14 protein-coding genes are annotated in these 15,685 nt (G+C 70.7%); 7 read left to right on the top strand and 7 right to left on the bottom strand.

The window, feature by feature from the left end; all coding sequences use genetic code 11:
- The first annotated feature begins 123 nt into the window (after nucleotides 1–123).
- The 3 genes from Q0C38_RS00340 to Q0C38_RS00330 all read left to right on the top strand — a co-directional run bounded on the left by Q0C38_RS00340 (nucleotide 124) and on the right by Q0C38_RS00330 (nucleotide 1,349).
- Complete coding sequence (locus Q0C38_RS00340; RefSeq protein ID WP_291295053.1) at nucleotides 124–477, top strand: Rap1a/Tai family immunity protein; 354 nt, start codon at nucleotides 124–126, stop codon at nucleotides 475–477.
- A gap of 26 nt (nucleotides 478–503) precedes the next feature.
- Nucleotides 504–806, top strand: coding sequence for a YMGG-like glycine zipper-containing protein (locus Q0C38_RS00335; protein WP_291295052.1), 303 nt, complete (start codon nucleotides 504–506; stop codon nucleotides 804–806).
- An 84-nt stretch (nucleotides 807–890) separates the two neighbouring features.
- Nucleotides 891–1,349, top strand: coding sequence for an N-acetyltransferase (locus Q0C38_RS00330; protein WP_291295051.1), 459 nt, complete (start codon nucleotides 891–893; stop codon nucleotides 1,347–1,349).
- 2 nt (nucleotides 1,350–1,351) lie between these two features.
- Here Q0C38_RS00330 and Q0C38_RS00325 read toward each other — a convergent pair whose 3' ends face one another.
- From Q0C38_RS00325 to Q0C38_RS00315, 3 genes are read right to left on the bottom strand one after another with little or no spacing between them, the layout of a single operon-like run.
- Nucleotides 1,352–2,278: an alpha/beta fold hydrolase gene (locus tag Q0C38_RS00325; RefSeq protein WP_291295050.1), complete on the bottom strand. Its 927-nt coding sequence runs from the start codon at nucleotides 2,276–2,278 to the stop codon at nucleotides 1,352–1,354.
- A gap of 10 nt (nucleotides 2,279–2,288) precedes the next feature.
- Entirely contained in the window at nucleotides 2,289–3,746 is a 1,458-nt protein-coding gene (locus Q0C38_RS00320) for a carboxylesterase (RefSeq protein WP_291295049.1), read from the bottom strand.
- Between the two features lie 17 nt (nucleotides 3,747–3,763).
- Nucleotides 3,764–4,294 carry a hypothetical protein gene (locus tag Q0C38_RS00315; protein ID WP_291295048.1) on the bottom strand — a complete coding sequence of 177 codons (531 nt, stop codon included), beginning with the start codon at nucleotides 4,292–4,294 and terminating at the stop codon, nucleotides 3,764–3,766.
- A 261-nt stretch (nucleotides 4,295–4,555) separates the two neighbouring features.
- On the opposite strand from Q0C38_RS00315, the gene Q0C38_RS00310 reads away from it, so the two are divergent.
- A complete protein-coding gene (locus tag Q0C38_RS00310) occupies nucleotides 4,556–4,795 on the top strand; it encodes a hypothetical protein (RefSeq protein WP_291295047.1) in 240 nt (79 codons plus the stop codon).
- Nucleotides 4,796–4,881: 86 nt separating this feature from the next.
- Here Q0C38_RS00310 and Q0C38_RS00305 read toward each other — a convergent pair whose 3' ends face one another.
- Complete coding sequence (locus tag Q0C38_RS00305; RefSeq protein WP_291295046.1) at nucleotides 4,882–6,570, bottom strand: methyl-accepting chemotaxis protein; 1,689 nt, start codon at nucleotides 6,568–6,570, stop codon at nucleotides 4,882–4,884.
- Nucleotides 6,571–6,617: 47 nt separating this feature from the next.
- Here Q0C38_RS00305 and Q0C38_RS00300 point away from each other — a divergent pair, with 47 nt between their 5' ends.
- The gene (locus Q0C38_RS00300; protein WP_366937223.1) at nucleotides 6,618–7,343 is read left to right on the top strand and encodes a DsbA family oxidoreductase; all 726 of its coding nucleotides are present in this window, start codon (nucleotides 6,618–6,620) and stop codon (nucleotides 7,341–7,343) included.
- On the opposite strand, the gene mfd is transcribed toward Q0C38_RS00300, so the two are convergent.
- Nucleotides 7,340–10,816, bottom strand: a complete 3,477-nt coding sequence (gene mfd, locus Q0C38_RS00295; RefSeq protein ID WP_291295045.1) for a transcription-repair coupling factor — start codon at nucleotides 10,814–10,816, stop codon at nucleotides 7,340–7,342. The genes Q0C38_RS00300 and mfd overlap by 4 nt on opposite strands.
- On the bottom strand, nucleotides 10,809–11,111 hold the full coding sequence (locus Q0C38_RS00290; RefSeq protein WP_291295044.1) for a succinate dehydrogenase assembly factor 2: 303 nt from the start codon (nucleotides 11,109–11,111) through the stop codon (nucleotides 10,809–10,811). The genes mfd and Q0C38_RS00290 overlap by 8 nt, the downstream gene beginning before the upstream one ends.
- An 86-nt stretch (nucleotides 11,112–11,197) precedes the next feature.
- On the opposite strand from Q0C38_RS00290, the gene recG reads away from it, so the two are divergent.
- Nucleotides 11,198–13,309 carry an ATP-dependent DNA helicase RecG gene (recG, locus tag Q0C38_RS00285; RefSeq protein WP_408869991.1) on the top strand — a complete coding sequence of 704 codons (2,112 nt, stop codon included), beginning with the start codon at nucleotides 11,198–11,200 and terminating at the stop codon, nucleotides 13,307–13,309.
- A gap of 32 nt (nucleotides 13,310–13,341) precedes the next feature.
- Complete coding sequence (gene gltX, locus Q0C38_RS00280; protein ID WP_291295042.1) at nucleotides 13,342–14,736, top strand: glutamate--tRNA ligase; 1,395 nt, start codon at nucleotides 13,342–13,344, stop codon at nucleotides 14,734–14,736.
- On the opposite strand, the gene Q0C38_RS00275 is transcribed toward gltX, so the two are convergent.
- Nucleotides 14,733–15,683, bottom strand: a complete 951-nt coding sequence (locus Q0C38_RS00275; RefSeq protein WP_291295041.1) for a ketopantoate reductase family protein — start codon at nucleotides 15,681–15,683, stop codon at nucleotides 14,733–14,735. The genes gltX and Q0C38_RS00275 overlap by 4 nt on opposite strands.
- Nucleotides 15,684–15,685: the final 2 nt, after the last annotated feature.

The following is a 15,685-nucleotide window of genomic DNA, read 5'->3' as shown; positions in this document are numbered from 1 at the left end:
GCGCTGGGTGCGGCCGCGGCATGACGATGCGTGCGCGCGGCCGCACTTCGCGCTAGTCTTGGCCACCAAATGGGAGAGGAACGCCACATCATGCGTCTGGCCATTGCCGCTGCCTGTGCAGCCTTGCTGATCGCGTCCCCGATTGCGGCACAGCCGCGGCTGACCAGTGACACGTTCGACGTGAAGACGATCGGAGACCTCGTGCGCCTCTGCAGCACCCCGACCTCCGACCCGCAATACCTCGAGGCACTCGGCTGGTGCCACGGCTATGGTCGCGGCGCGCTCGACTATCACCGCGCCTCGACGCCGGCCGGAGCAGCCCCCCTGTTCTGCCCCCCGGCGACGGCGCCGACCGGGGCCGAGACGGTGCGCCGCTTCCTCGCCTGGGCGAATGGCGGGGCTGGGCGGATGAACGCGCCGGCCGTCGAGGGCGTGTTCCGCTTCCTGGTCGACACCTACCCCTGCCCGCGCCGCTGACACAGACGCGCGAAGAGGAGCATCTCATGACGAAAGCATATCGTTTCGGGGCCGCCGGACTCCTGCTCGCCCTCGCCCTTCCTCTCGGTGCCTGCGAGAGCGGCGCTGACCCGACGCTGATGCGCGCTGGCACGGGCGCTGCCGGTGGTGCGGCGGTCGGCGGACTGATCGGTGCGATGTCGGGCAATTTCGGCTGGGGCGCCTTGATCGGTGCCGGTGCCGGTGCTGCGGGTGGCCTGCTGTTCGACTATCATCAACGTGAACGCGAGGCGCAGTTCCAGCGCGGCGTGCAAGCCGGCCAGCAGCAGCAACAGCCTCCGCGCCAGTAGGCGGGCAAATAGATGGGCCAGCCGACGGGCCAGTAGGCGGGCCAGCAGACGGGCCAGTGGTAGACGGCCAGCGACGGCAGGGGGATGGCAACAGCGATCCGGGTGGCGACCATCGCCGACGTGCCGGCGATGGCAGCACTCCTCGGCGAGTTGTTCGCGATCGAGGCCGATTTCGCGATCGCGCCGGAGGTCCAGGCACGCGGGCTCGGCCTGCTGCTTGAACGCGCCGATGCCGTCGTGCTTGTCGCTGTCGCCGAGGGTGCGGTCGCTGGCATGTGCACGGTGCAACTTAGCATCAGCACGGCACGCGGTGGGCTTTCGGCCGGAATCGAGGATGTCGTGGTCACGGCGCGCTGCCGCGGCCGCGGCATCGGCGGGACGTTGATCGCGGCCGCGGAATCATGGGCGCAGGGGAAGGGGGCGCTCAGGATCGCGCTGCTGGCCGACGAGACGAACGCGCCGGCACTCGACTTCTACGACCATCTCGGCTTCACGCGCACACGTCTCGTCTGGCTCGCCAAGCCGCTCGACGAAGCCGGGTGAGTTCAGCGCGCGAGGAACGCGGCGATCGGTGGCAGCGACCGGGCCGGATCCTCCTCGTGCGGAACGTGGCCGAGGTTGGGAAGACGAACCACCTCCGCACCCGGCAGCAGGCGCACGTAGTCAGCGGCGTGCGAGGCAGGGATCATCCTGTCGTCCTCGCCCCAGAGCAGCAGCACCGGCGCGGTGATCCGTGGCAGCAGGTCAGCCGGGTACTCGAGAACCGCCTGCGACAGCCGCGCAAGCATCGCCCTGCGCGCTCCGGGGGCGAGCATCATGTCGTGATAGCGCGTGAGCATCGCGTCATCGAGGCGCACGGGGTTGGCATAGGCAGGAGCGATCGTCATGCGCAGCACAGGGCGCGGCAGGAACACCGTCATCAGTGCGAGCGACCTGCCCACCGTCGGCGCCTCGCCATACCCCTTGCCCGGCGTGGCGAACCCATCGGGCGCGACGAGCACGAGGCGCGACACGCGATCGGGCCGCTTGGCGGCGAAGTGCCAGGCGATCTTGCCGCCCATCGAATGCCCGACGAGGGCGGCATGGGCGAGGCCGAGCCTGTCCATCAGCCCATCGAGGATGGCGATGTCGCGCGCGAGCGAATAGTCGTTGCCCGGATCGGGCGGCGACAGGCCGAAGCCGGGGATGTCGTAGCGGATGACGCGATGGGTTGCCGCGAGCACCTCTGCCCACGGCTCCCATGTGTGCAGCGACGCGCCGAAGCCGTGCAGCAGGATCACGGCCGGGGCATCCACCGGCCCGCTCTGGCGCACGTGAAGCCGCGTGCCGGCAACATCGATCATGTCGGACGGTGCCGCGAGATAGCGGGCCTCGAGGGCGGCGCGCGGGCGATCGGGCGTCCACGCCCATGCGATGGCGGCGAGCAGGAAGGCACCGAGGGCGAACAGCGCGAGCAGGATCATGCGTGGCATCGTTCGGGCATCAGCGTGCAGGCGGGATGTGCGCGGCGATCCGGGCCATCATGTGATCGTAGAAGGGGTTCCAGCTCATCCGCGCAAGGTTGTCGAGGCTGACGATCAGCACGCCCACCTCGCCCCTCGCCCCGATCGTTCCGAGCTCGACGCCATATTGCGCCGGCGGATCGGGGCTGGCGCCGTAGAGCGAGTCCCACTCGGGAAACGGCAGTGCCACATGCGAGAGCGAGAACACATGCCGCGGATAGGCGGCGTCAAGCGGTACGAGCCGCTCCTCCACGGCCCCTGCATCGGTCACGCGCGCAATCGTCCCGGTGCTCCCCTCCTCGTCGTTGGTGACGAGCACGAGCCGCCATGGCCGCGGCGCATCGGGCACCAGCCGGCTGGCCGAGACATCGAAGGCAGGACGCAGCAGCGGCCCGAGCTTGGTCGCGCGGTTGCGGTCGAACAGCACGAGCTCGCTGCCATTCTCGGGCAGCAGCGTATAGAGCGCGGTGACGACGGCGCGCGTGCTCACCGTGAAATCGATGACGGACTGGAACGTCAGCACAGGCGGCATGCGCGCGATCCTGCCATCGGCCGCATGCGCGCGAAGCTGCGCCTGCAACGCCTGCGTCAGCCGCCAGGATTGCCGCGCGCCGTTGACGGGGAATGAATTGTACTTGAACGGATTGAACTCCGGGATGATCCCGAGCCAGGCGGCCTTCGAGAACGCAGGCAGGACGGACGGGATGGCAGCGAGCCCGGCGAAGCGCGCGAAGGCGGTGATGCCAACCATGGGCGAGACAAGGATCAGCCGGTCCGGCATCACCAGGCGCTGGTCCTCGACGGCATCGAGCGCGTGCTTGAGCGCGAGCGCCCCGCCATTGGAGAAGCCGACGATATGGATCGGCGCGCCAGGTCCTGCGCGGCGCCGCGCCTCGCGCATCGCAAGCCTGGTCGCTGCCGACCAGTCCTCCCACACCGTGTCGGTCAGCGCCGCCGGCACCGTGCCGTGCGCGGGCACGCGCAGGCCAACGGCGACGAAGCCCTGGTCACGGTAGAGCCCGGCGACGTGGCGAAGGCTGTAGGGCGCGTCCGTCAGCCCGTGCAGCAGCACCACCGCACCGCGCGGCGTGCCCTCGGGCGCGAGCACGTAGGAGCGGTTCCAGTCATTGTCGAACCGCGCGGGGTTGATCGGGCTGTCGACGTAGAAGCGGTTGTCCGGCCGCCGCGCCTCAGGGGGCAGCTTCTCGATCACCCGCCGCCGCACCTCGGCGAACGCCTTCTCCTCCGCGGCGAGATAGCCTGCCCAGTCGAGGCGGTCGATCTCGGCCGCGCGCGGCTCCTCCGGCACCTCGGTGTGCCAGAGGTCGAGCGGCGGCCCGCGCTGGCTGTCGACGGCGCGGATGACCACGAAGGCCACCAGACCGCCGGCGCCGAGCAGTGCAAGTCGCTTCAGCCAGCGCAGCGTGAACCGCTTCATCCCCGGTCGCCGGTCTGTCACCCGCCGGCCCTGGAATCCCTCGCCGCCTGGGCGTTGCGCCCTGCCTGGGAGACGCTGCCGATGCGGCCACCCGTGATGATGCCGCGGCGCTTCTCGCGCGGCCGCGCCGCCATGCCTCCCCCGGCACTGTCACCGCCGTGCGGGTGGTGGACGGGGGCGGATTTCCGCCGCGCCAGCGCCTCCTCCATCGCAGCGACCATGCGCGCGCGCCTGGCCTCTGCCGCGATCAGCCCGAGCTTGGCGTTCACCCGCTTCATGCCGCGCGCGAATACCTGCTTCTTTGCAGCCAACCCTCGCTCCGACGCGCTTTCGGATGCCGTTCCGCGCGCCTCCGCCTTGCCGCTGCGCACCCGCCTGCGGCCGCGGATGATGTCGCGCGCGCGGTTGTGACGCTCACGGATCCAACGGGCGAGGGAAACCAGGTCGTCGTGTGGCAGCGACTCCAGTGCGGGATAGTGGCTGTTCTGCACCGGCCCGAGTTCGTCCTCGGCAAGCAGCCTGCGCTCGGTCGCGAATGAAGCACCCATGCCGGCACGTCCCCCGTGTTGTCTCTCGTCGTCGCCCATTGTGCAGCCTCGGTGCCGAGGCGGCAAAGGGAGAGCGGCTCACGCGGTCGTGATCGGCCCCGCGGGAAGGGGGCGGCGGCGCCGGCCGTTGCTATCGGACAAGGCCGGGCGCGTCGGTATCGAGTGGGACCTCACGGATTTGCGACATGTTCGGCCCTTATCCTGCCATGCCGCCTCAAGACACTCGGGTAGTGAACCACCCGTCACTCATGGAGATGAACGATGCGTCCCCTTCCCCTTCTGGCCCTTGGCGCAGCGCTGCTGCTCGGCGCCTGCGGGAACACGACCGGCGACCGCGCCCTTTCCGGTGGCGCTCTCGGCGCCGGTGCTGGGCTTGCCGTCGGCGCCGTGACGGGGGCGACGCTGCTTCAGGGCGCCATCGTCGGGGGTGCGCTTGGCGCCGCTGCCGGGGCGCTCACCAACACGGACCAGGTCAACCTTGGGCGGCCGGCCTGGCGCTGAGCCTGATGCGACTCCCCCTCAGTCGAAGCGGGCGATGCACCCTCCTGCATCGCCCGCCCGGTTTCCCCAGCACTGGTCCGTGAACGTCAGGCGACCTTGAGGCGCCCGAGGAAGGTTTCGACCTCCTGGCGCATCTGCGTCGACGCGTCGGCGACGTCTGACGACGTGCCAGCGACCACGCCCGCCTGACGGTCGGCGTCGGCGCCCGCCTGCTGCACCTCGGACACGCGCGACGATACTTCCGCCGTGCCGGCAGCAGCCTGCTGCACGTTCCGCGCGATCTCGGCCGTCGCGGCACCCTGCTGCTCCACCGCCGCAGCGATGGCGGACGCGATGGCGGCGAGTTCGTCGATCACCCTGCCGATCGCACCGATCGCCGTGACCGCCTCGGCGGTCGAGCCCTGGATCGACTCGATCTGGCCGGCGATCTCCTCGGTCGCCTTGCCGGTCTGGGCGGCGAGGTTCTTCACCTCGGACGCCACCACCGCGAAGCCCTTGCCAGCCTCGCCGGCCCGCGCCGCCTCGATCGTCGCGTTGAGCGCGAGGAGGTTTGTCTGTCCCGCGATGTCGCTGATCAGCCGCACGACATCACCGATCTTGCGCGCGCCCTCGGCGAGGCCCTGGACGGTATCGTCGGTCCGCCGCGCTTCCTCGACCGCACGGCCGGCGATGCGGGCGGCGTCAGACACCTGGCGGGTGATCTCGCCGATGCTGGCCGAGAGCTCCTCCGCTGCCGCGGCGACGGTCTGGACGTTCGCGGAGGCGCTGGCGGCGGAACCGGCCATGGCCGTCGAGCCGGAGGCCGTTGCCTCGGCCACCGCACGCATGCCGGTCACGGCTGCGCCGAGCGATCCGGCAGCGCCGACGAGACGTTCCATCACTCCGGCCGAGGCGGTCGAGAACCGGCCGATCTCGGCTGCCATCGCATCGGCGCGCGCCGCCTTGGCTGCTGCTTCTGCCCGTGCGGCGTCCTCCATCGCCACCCGCGCGACGAGTGCCGAGCGGAAGCTTTCGGCTGTGTTGGCAAGGCGGCCGATCTCGTCGCCCCTGTCAGCGCCAGGAACCACCGTATCGGTCCTGCCCGCGGCGAGGCCGGACAGCGCCGTCGTCACGGCGCCGAGCGGGTTCACGATCGTGCCCCGCACCATGGTGACGACGAGGATGCCGATCAGTGCCAGCGCACCGGACACGGCACCGGTCAGCCAGAGAGCGGTGATACGGAACATGCCCGCCACCTGGGCCGCGAGTGTGGCCATCTCGTCCGCCGTGGCCTTGGCTGACGCGTCGATGGCAGCGTTGAAGGCCATACGGTTGCGGCGGTTGTCGTCGTTGTTGCCGATGCGGATTGCCTCGGCGATCGAAACCTCGGTGCCAAGGCGCGCGAGTTCGCCGCGCAGGCGGACGAAATCGGCGGCACCCGCCTTCACCGGCGCGAAGCCGGCGCGCTGCTCAGCCGGCAGAAGCGCCTCCCAGGCAGCGACCTCGCGCTCGACCCCGCCGAGGAACCGGCGCAGCCCGGCGGCGAAGGGCTTCGCCCTCTCGGTGTCGGCCGACATGTAGATGCCGCGGCTGTCCATCACGACGGCGTAGACAAGGCCGTTCAGCCGCTCGGCAATCGCGGTCCGCTCGCCAGCGTTCTTCACGGCCAACAGCGTTCGGTCATACGCCCGCAATTCGGCAAGCCCGATGCCGAGGCTCACAAGGGTGACGAGCGCCATCAGCGCGATCGCCATGTAGATGCGTGCGCCGATCCCGACGCGTGTAAAGATTGACATCGGTCAAGCCCTTTCCCAGCAGCTCGAACGAACGGTGGGGCCTCGACATGACCAAAGTGGTAACGCCGACGCGTGACCGGGAGGCCGGCGCCGTCTATTCTCGCGCCATGAACATGCTGAGCCCCCGATCAGTGCGGCTTGCCGTCGACGTCGTGTTCGACCTGGTCTGCCCATGGTGCTGGATCGGCGTGCGCCGGCTTACGCGCACTGTCGCGCGGCGGCCTGACCTGTCCGTCGAGATCACCTATCGGCCGTTCCTGCTGAACCCGGACATGCCGGCGCGCGGCATGGCGCGGGCGGAATATCTCCAGCGGAAGTTCGGCGGCGAGGAGAGGGCGAGACGACTGCACGCAGCGATTGCCGAGGTGGGGCGGAGCGAGGGTATCGGCTTCCGCTTCGACCGGATCGGCCGCACCCCCTCGACCATCGAGGCGCACCGCCTCGTCCGGCTCGCCGGCGGCGAGGGCCGTGCAGCGCCGCTGGTCGATGCGCTGTTCGCCGCGCATTTCTGCGAGGGCCGCGACATCGGCGACCGCGGGACGCTTGCCGCCATCTGGGCAGAGACGGGGCTTGCAGGGGAGCCGGCGACGCACGGGCCGGTCGGCTTCGGCACCGATGCGGTGCACGCCGACAACCTCCGCGCCCATCGCCTCGGCATCAATGGCGTTCCCTGCTTCGTGTTCGGCGAGCGGCACGCCATCGCCGGCGCGCAGGAGCCAGAGGTGCTCGAGCGCATGCTCGACATCGCCGCCCTGGAAAACGCCGGCGTCTAGGCGGCCTTGGCCTTCGCCGCGAGGCCGGCGAGCGCGCCGAGCACGTCGCGGGCGAGCCTGACGCGCACCGCCACGTTGTCGAGATCGCGCGTCACCACGAGCTTATGGTCGGTGCGCAGCTTGGCCAGCCCCTTCTGCCCCTGCAGCCACGCGACCAGGCCGACGGCGTCGCGGAACGCATTGCCGCGGAAGCCGACCACGAGCCCCTTCGGACCGGCATCGAGCTTCTCCACCCCAGCCTCGCGGCACAGCCGCTTGATCGCCATGACCGACAGCAGGTTCTCGACCTCTGCCGGGATGGGCCCGAACCGGTCGACCAGCTCCGCCGCCAGCGCCTCGCTCTCGCCGTCGGTCGCGAGCGCGCCGATGCGACGGTAGAGGCCGAGCCGCACCGGCAGGTCGCGCACGTATTGTTCCGGGATCAGCACGGCCATGCCAAGGTTGATCTGCGGCGTCCACTCCCTGTCCGAACCGCCGTGGCGGCCCTCGCCGGCCTTCAAATCCGACACCGCCTCCTCCAGCATCTGCTGGTAAAGCTCGATGCCGACTTCGCGGATATGGCCCGACTGTTCGTCGCCCAGCAGGTTGCCCGCGCCGCGGATGTCGAGGTCGTGGCTGGCGAGCGTGAAGCCGGCGCCGAGATTGTCGAGCGCCTGCATCACCTCGAGGCGCTTGCCCGCCGTCGCGGTCAGCTTCCGGTCGGGCGCGAGGGTAAGGTAGGCGTAGCCGCGCAGCTTGCCGCGACCGACGCGGCCCCGCAGCTGGTAGAGCTGGGCCAGGCCGAACATGTCGGCGCGATGGATCACCATCGTATTGACCGCCGCCATGTCGAGGCCGCTTTCGATGATGTTGGTCGCGAGCAGCACGTCGTGGCGGCCGTCCTGGAACTCGGTCATCACCCGCTCCAGCTCGGTCGGCGTGAGCCGCCCATGCGCCTCAACGACCTTGAGCTCCGGCGCGAGCTCGGCCAGGCGCCCGCGCACGCGCGGCAGGTCCTCGATCCGCGGCACCACGTAGAAGATCTGGCCGCCACGGAAGCGCTCGCGCATCAGCGCCTCGCGCAGCACGACGGGATCGAACGGCAGGATGAAGGTACGCACCGCGAGGCGATCGACCGGCGGAGTGGCGATGATGCTCATCTCGCGCACGCCCGTCAGCGCGAGTTGCAGCGTGCGGGGAATGGGTGTGGCGGTCAGCGTCAGCATGTGCACCTCGGCGCGGAGCTGCTTCAGGCGCTCCTTGTGCGCCACGCCGAAATGCTGCTCCTCGTCGACCACGACGAGGCCAAGGTCGCGGAACTCGACGCTTTTCGCCAGCAGCGCGTGGGTGCCGACGACGAGCGTGATCGAGCCGTCGGCCAGGCCCTTCTTGACCTCGAGTGCCTCCTTCGCCGTCACCATCCGCGACAGCTGCGCGATGCGGACGGGGAAGCCGCGGAAGCGTTCGCTGAACACGCGGAAATGCTGGCGCGCGAGCAGCGTCGTCGGCACCACGACCGCCACCTGCTGGCCCGACATCGCGGCGATGAAGGCAGCACGCAGCGCCACTTCGGTCTTGCCGAAGCCCACGTCGCCGCAGACGAGGCGATCCATCGGCCGGCCGGCGGCGAGGTCCTCGAGAACATCGGCGATCGCGCGCGCCTGGTCCTCCGTCTCGGCGAACTGGAACCTGGCGCAGAACTCGTCCCACAGGCCTTCGGGCGGCATCAGGCTCTGCGCGCCCTTAAGCCGCCGCTCCGCCGCCACCTTCAGCAGCGCTGCCGCCATGTCGCGGATGCGCGTCTTCATCCGCGCCTTGCGGTTCTGCCAGGCGACGCCGCCCAACTTGTCGAGCGCAACCCCCTCGCCCTCGCCGTAGCGCGACAGCACCTCGATGTTCTCGACCGGTACGAACAGCTTGTCGCCGCCGTCGTAGACGAGCTTCAGGCAGTCATGCGCCGCGCCATTCACCGAGAGGGTGACGAGGCCGTCGTAGCGGCCGATGCCATGGTCCATGTGCACGACGAGGTCGCCTTCGCCGAGCTCGGTCGCCTCCGCGATGAACTGGTCTGCCCGCTTCTTCCGCCGCGCAGGGCGCGAGATGCGCTCGCCCAGGATGTCCTGCTCGGCGATGACGGCGACATCATCCGACACGAAGCCGCGCTCGAGCCCGAGCACGGCAAGTGCGACCGTCCCCTTCGCCAGCGCGCGGGCTGCGCCGACGTCCTCCACCGCCTCGGCCGCGCCGAGGCCATGCTCGGCCAGAAGGTGCTTCAGCCGTTCGCGCGAGCCAGCCGACCACGCGGCGACGATGACGCGGCGGCCCTGGGCGGCGAGCGCCCTCGCATGTTCGGCGAGCGCATCGAACACGTTGCCGCCGGCCGTCCGCACATCGGCGAATTGCCGCCCGGCGCGGGCGCCTGCCTCGATGATCCCAGGCTCGGCACTCTCGGCACGCGCGAAGGGAACGAAACGCATGACCGTGTGCGACGCGAGCATTGCGGCCCATGACGCTTCGTCATGGTAGAGCAGCGCCGGCTTCAGCGGATTGTACGGCAGCTCGCCTTCCGACAGGCGGCGAAGCTCGGGGTTGCGGCGGGCGGCAAAATGATCCGCGATCATCTCGAAGCGGCCCTCGAGCACGCCGTCGACCTCATGGTCGAACGACACGCGCGCACCGGGCACATAGTCGGCCAGGGTGGCGAGGCGGTCATGGAACAGCGGCAGCCAGTGCTCCATCCCCTGGTGGCGGCGGCGGGCGGAGACGGCCTCGTAGAGCGGGTCGTTCGCCGCCGCTCCGAACAGCTCGCGATACGCGGTGCGGAACCGCGCGACCGAGGCCTCGTCGAGCAGCACCTCGCTCACCGGCTTCAGCACCACCGCATCGAGGGCAGCGGTCGAGCGCTGGCTGAATGGATCAAAGCTCCTGATCTCGTCGATCTCGTCGCCGAACAGGTCGATCCGCACCGGCTCGTCGCGGCCGGCGGGGAACAGGTCGATCAGCCCGCCGCGCACGGCGTATTCGCCAGGCTCGATCACCGTGTTGGCGCGGCCATAGCCGTTCGCCTCCAGGAAGGCGACGATCCGGTCGATCCCCGCGCTGCTGCCTTTCCGGAGCGTGAGCACTGCGTTGGCGAAGGCCTCCGCCGGCGGCACGCGCTGGATGAGCGCGTTGACGGTCGTCAGCAGGATGAAGGGGTCGGCGGGCGGGTCGAGCAGTTCAGTCAGCGAATCGAGCCGGCGCGCGGTGATCTCGGGGTTCGGGCCGACGCGGTCATAGGGCAGGCAGTCCCACGCGGGGAATTGCAGCACGGGGACGCCCGGGGCGAAGAAGCCAAGCGCCTCTGCCATGCGTGCCATGCGTGCATCGTCGCGGCAGACATGCAGCAACGGGGCCGCATGCTCGGCCCGCGCGCGGGCGAGCATCAGCGCATCGAAGCCCTCCGGGCAGCCGGCGACGGTGAGCCGCGCGGCGGTGGCACCCCCATCAGCCATTCGTCGGCCCTCCAGGCGCTGTCATCCCCCGCTGCGCGAGCGCCCAGGCGACCATGCGCGCAAGCAACGGCGAGGCCACCTCCTGCGGCACGGCACGGCGGCCGGTCAGCCAGTCGAAAAGGTCGACATCGGGGAGTTCGAGGATAGCCTCGAGATCATCGAGCGCGGCCTCGTCCATCGCCGCGATGGTGGCCGCGACGAAGCCGCCGACCAGCAGGTCGGTCTCATGTGTGCCGCGGTGGCTCGCCCGGAAGATCAGGCGGCGGCGGCGGGTCTCGTGGCGCGTATGGTCCATGTGCGGCGGTGTCTGCCAAAGCACCAAAGGGGCGGAGGACAAGCGGGGGGCAACCCTTCCGGGCGCCCCCTTCCGAACCGTGATATATGGCGCCGGAGCGATCCTGTCAGCCCGTGAACCGTCCCACCCTCCTCTTTCCCCTCTTCGCCGGCGCGGCTTCGCTGCCCGGCATTGGGCCTCGGCGCGAGCAGCTGCTTGCCCGGGCCACGGGAGGGGCGCGCGTGCTCGACCTCCTCTGGCACCTGCCGGCCGGGGTGATCGACCGTCGCGCGCGGCCGACCGTGGCGGAAGCGCGCGCCGGCACGATCGTGACGATGGAGGTCTCGGTCGAGGCGCGCCGGGCGCCGCGGAGCGCGAGCGCACCCTGGGTCATCACCGTCGGCGATGGCACCGACAGCCTCGACATCCTGCTGTTCGGCCAGGGCAGCCACAGGGCGGACCATCTGCCGGAGGGGGCGCGGCGGATCATCTCCGGCGAGCTGAAGCTCGACCGTGGCAGGCTGGTGATGCCGCATCCCGACTTCATCCTCGCCCCCGAGCGGGCGGCCGAATTGCCGCTGATCGAGCCCGTCTATGGCCTCACTTCCGGCCTGCGCGCGTGGGAGCTGCGCCGGGCGGCAGAGGCTGCGCTCGACCGCGTTCCCGACCTGCCCGAATGGGCCGACGCTTCCCTCCTCCGCCGCGAGCGCTGGCCAGGCTGGCGCGATGCGCTCATCGCCGCGCACAAGCCCGACGGCCCCGATGCCGTCTCCCCCACCCACCCCGCGCGCGTGCGGCTCGCCTATGACGAGCTGTTCTCGCAGCAAGTCTCCCTCGCGCTCTCGCGTCGCGCGCTCAAGGCCCAGCCGGGCCGGGCGCTTGCCGGCAACGGGGAGTTGCGCCGGAAGGCACTCGCCGCCTTCGGCCATGTGCCGACGCTCGCCCAGGCCACGGCGCTGGCCGAAATCGATGCCGACCTTGCCGCCCCCCGCCGGATGCTGCGATTGCTGCAGGGCGATGTCGGCTCGGGCAAGACACTGGTTGCACTCATGGCGATGCTGCGCGCGGTCGAGGCCGGCGCGCAGGCGGCACTGATGGCACCGACCGAGATCCTCGCCCGCCAGCATCACGCGACGATCTCGCGCCTCGCAGCTTCAGCCGGCGTGACGGTCGCGCTCCTGACCGGTCGCGAGAAGGGAAAGCCGCGCGAGGCGGCACTCGCGGGGCTCGCGAGCGGGGCGACCTCCATCGCCATAGGCACGCACGCGCTGTTCCAGGAGGGCGTGAGCTTCGCCGACCTTGCACTCGCCGTGATCGACGAGCAGCACCGCTTCGGGGTTCACCAGCGGCTGATGCTGGCAGCCAAGGGCGAGGCGGTGGACGTTCTCGTGATGACCGCCACCCCCATCCCCCGCACGCTGTTGCTGACCGCCTGGGGCGACATGGAAGTGAGCCGGCTCGCCGGCCGCCCGCCGGGACGTATCCCGGTCACCACCCTCGCCAAGCCTCTCGGCAAGCTCGGCGAGGTGGTCGAGGCGATCGGGCGAAGGCTGGCGGCCGGCGCCCGCGCCTACTGGATCTGCCCCCTGGTGGGCGAGAGCGAGGCGTCCGACCTTGCCGCCGCCGAGGCGCGCGCGCGCGACCTCTCGCGCCACTTCCCGGGCCGCGTCGCACTGCTGCATGGCAAGATGAAGGGGCCGGAGAAGGACGCCGCGATGGCCGCCTTCGCTGCCGGGGAGAAGACCATCCTGGTTGCCACCACCGTCGTCGAGGTCGGCGTCGACGTGCCGGAAGCTTCCGTCATCGTCATCGAGCAGGCGGAGCGCTTCGGCCTCGCCCAGCTGCACCAGCTCCGCGGCCGCGTCGGGCGCGGGCAGGAGGCGTCGTACTGCCTGCTGGTCTACGACGAGGGGCTGACCGAGGTGGCACGCAAGCGCATCGAGACGCTTGTGGGAACGGAGGATGGGTTCGTGATCGCCGAGGAGGACCTGAAGCTCCGCGGCGGGGGAGAGGCGCTGGGCACGCGCCAGTCGGGCTTGCCGGCCTTCCACCTCGTCGAGCCGGGCGCGCACCAGCACCTGATCGGCATCGCACGCGACGATGCCGCGCTGCTGCTCGAGCGTGACCCCGACCTCGTCGGCGCGCGGGGACAGGCGGTGCGGCTGCTCCTCCATCTGTTCGAGGCTGAGGCGGCGATCCCGACGATCGCGTCAGGCTGACGGCCCGGCCATGCCGTGCTAGAGGCCCGCGCATGACCGTCACACGCTTCGCCCCCTCGCCAACCGGGTTCCTGCACATCGGCGGCGCCCGCACGGCCCTGTTCAACTGGCTGTTCGCCCGCAGCACGGGGGGCAAGTACCTCCTGCGCATCGAGGACACCGACACCACGCGCGAGGTGCCGGGCGCTGTCGAGCAGATCATCGAAAGCCTCGCCTGGCTCGGCGTTCCGGCCGATGAGCCGCCCGTGTCGCAGCGCGCGCGCGAGGCGCGGCACGCCGAGGTGGCGAAGGCCATGGTGGCCGCCGGCACGGCCTATTACGCCTACGAAACGCCCGAGGAACTGCAGGCGATGCGCGAGCGCGCGACCGCCGAGAAGCGCCCGCCGCGCTACGACGGCACCTGGCGCGACCGTGACCCGAAGGACGCGCCCCCCGGGGTCGCCGGCGCGATCCGCCTCAAGGCACCGCGCGAAGGCGAGACGGTGGTCGATGACCTGGTGCAGGGCACCGTGCGCGTCGCCAACGCAGAGCTCGACGACATGATCATCCTGCGCAGCGACGGGCGGCCGACCTACCTCCACGCCGTGGTGGTCGACGACCATGACATGGGTGTCACGCACGTCGTCCGCGGCGACGATCACCTGACGAACACGTTCCGCCAGGTGCAGGTGTACCGCGCGATGGGGTGGGAGACGCCGCGCTTCGCCCACATCCCGCTGATCCACGGGGCGGACGGATCGAAGCTCTCGAAGCGCCACGGGGCGGTGAGCGTCCTCGACTTCCGCGACCAGGGCTACCTGCCGGAAGCGGTCGCGAACTACCTGCTCCGCCTCGGCTGGGGCCGCGCCGACATCGAGGTGATCGGCATGGAGGAGGCAGCCGCGATCTTCGACCTCGGTGATGTCGGCCGAGGGGCGGCGCGGTTCGACTACGCCAAGCTCAAGCACCTCAACGGCGTCTACATCCGCAAGGCCGACGATGCGCGGCTGACGAAGCTCGTCCTCGAACGCCTCGCACGACGCACAGAGGGTGCCGTCGGCGCCATCGCGGCGGAGCGTGTGGCGAAGCTCATGCCCGCGATGAAGGAGCGTGCGCAGACGCTGGAGGAGCTCGCCGATGGAGCCTCGTTCCTGGCGCGCACCGTTCCGCTCGCGTTCGAGCCGAAGGCCGAGGCGCTGCTGACGCCGGAGGCCCGCATCGCGCTGCGCGGCCTCGCGGCTTCCTGGGCCGGCGTGGCCTGGGACGCGCCGTCACTCGAGGCCGCGACGCGCACACATGCCGAGGCCACTGGCCAGAAGCTGAAGGACCTCGCGATGCCGCTCCGCGCCGCGCTGACGGGCTCGACCGTCAGCCCGCCGGTATTCGATGTTGCCGCAGCGCTCGGCGAGGCGGAAACCCGCGCGCGGATCGCCGCCGTCTCCGGCTAGCTTCCCGCCATCGGCAGGCGCCCCGCCGCGCGCCTGGCCTCATAGGCCTTCGCGTTGAGGAACGCCGCCTCGTGCAGCGCGTCGGGAACGCCGGCACGGCGCGCCGCCTCCAGCAGGTAGCCGAGGATATGGTCTGCCTCGATCCGCCCGCCGCCTTCGAGATCGCGCAGCATCGAGGCGGTGGCCGCGTGGCTTGAGCGGAAGAACGTCGCGTAGCCTTCGAGCTGCGACGGCGGCACCGGGTGGCCGTGCGCCGCGGCGATCTCGGCGCTCCGCGAGAGCAGCCGCTCGAGCCACGCCGCACCGCCGGGCGCAGCGGCGATCTCGCCGAGGTTTGCCCGCATCAGCACCGTCGCCGCCGCCAGCGTGCCGAGGAAGACGAGCTTCGACCACATCGCGCCGCGGATATCGGTGCTCGCCGTCGCGGTGACGTGCGTGCGGTCGAACGCGGCCTTGAGCGCGGCGACGCGGGGCGAGACCGGCCCAGCAAGCTCGCCGAAGGTGATGAAGGTCAGCGGTGCGAGATGGCGTACGACGCCCTCTGCTGTCAGCGTCGCCTGGATGCCGGCAAGGCCGCCGAGCACCCGCTCCTCCCCGAACGCCTGCACGAGGACGTCGATATGCGACAGGCCGTTCAGGATCGGCAGCACCGCGCTCCGACCGTCGACGGCTGGACGGATCGTTTCGATCGCGTCGGCAAGGTCATAGGCCTTGCAAGCGAACAGGACCACGTCCCACCCGGGCCGCACATCGCCTGGCAGCAGCGCCGTGACGGGCTGCCGCAGGTCGCCGGCGTGAGGGCTCTCGATCACGAGCCCGTCGCGGTCAAGCGCCGCGCGGCGGTTCGGGCGAACGACGAAGGCGACCTCCTCCACCGCACCTGATGCTGCGAGACGCCCGCCGAGATAGCCGCCGACCGCGCCGGCCCCGAGCACCAGGATGCGCATCG

It is taken from the genome of Elioraea sp. (assembly GCF_022842375.1).
In the GTDB taxonomy this organism is placed as follows: domain Bacteria; phylum Pseudomonadota; class Alphaproteobacteria; order Acetobacterales; family Acetobacteraceae; genus Elioraea_A.
Note: the sequence above shows the minus strand (reverse complement) of the source record. Positions and strands in the feature narration are given on the sequence as shown.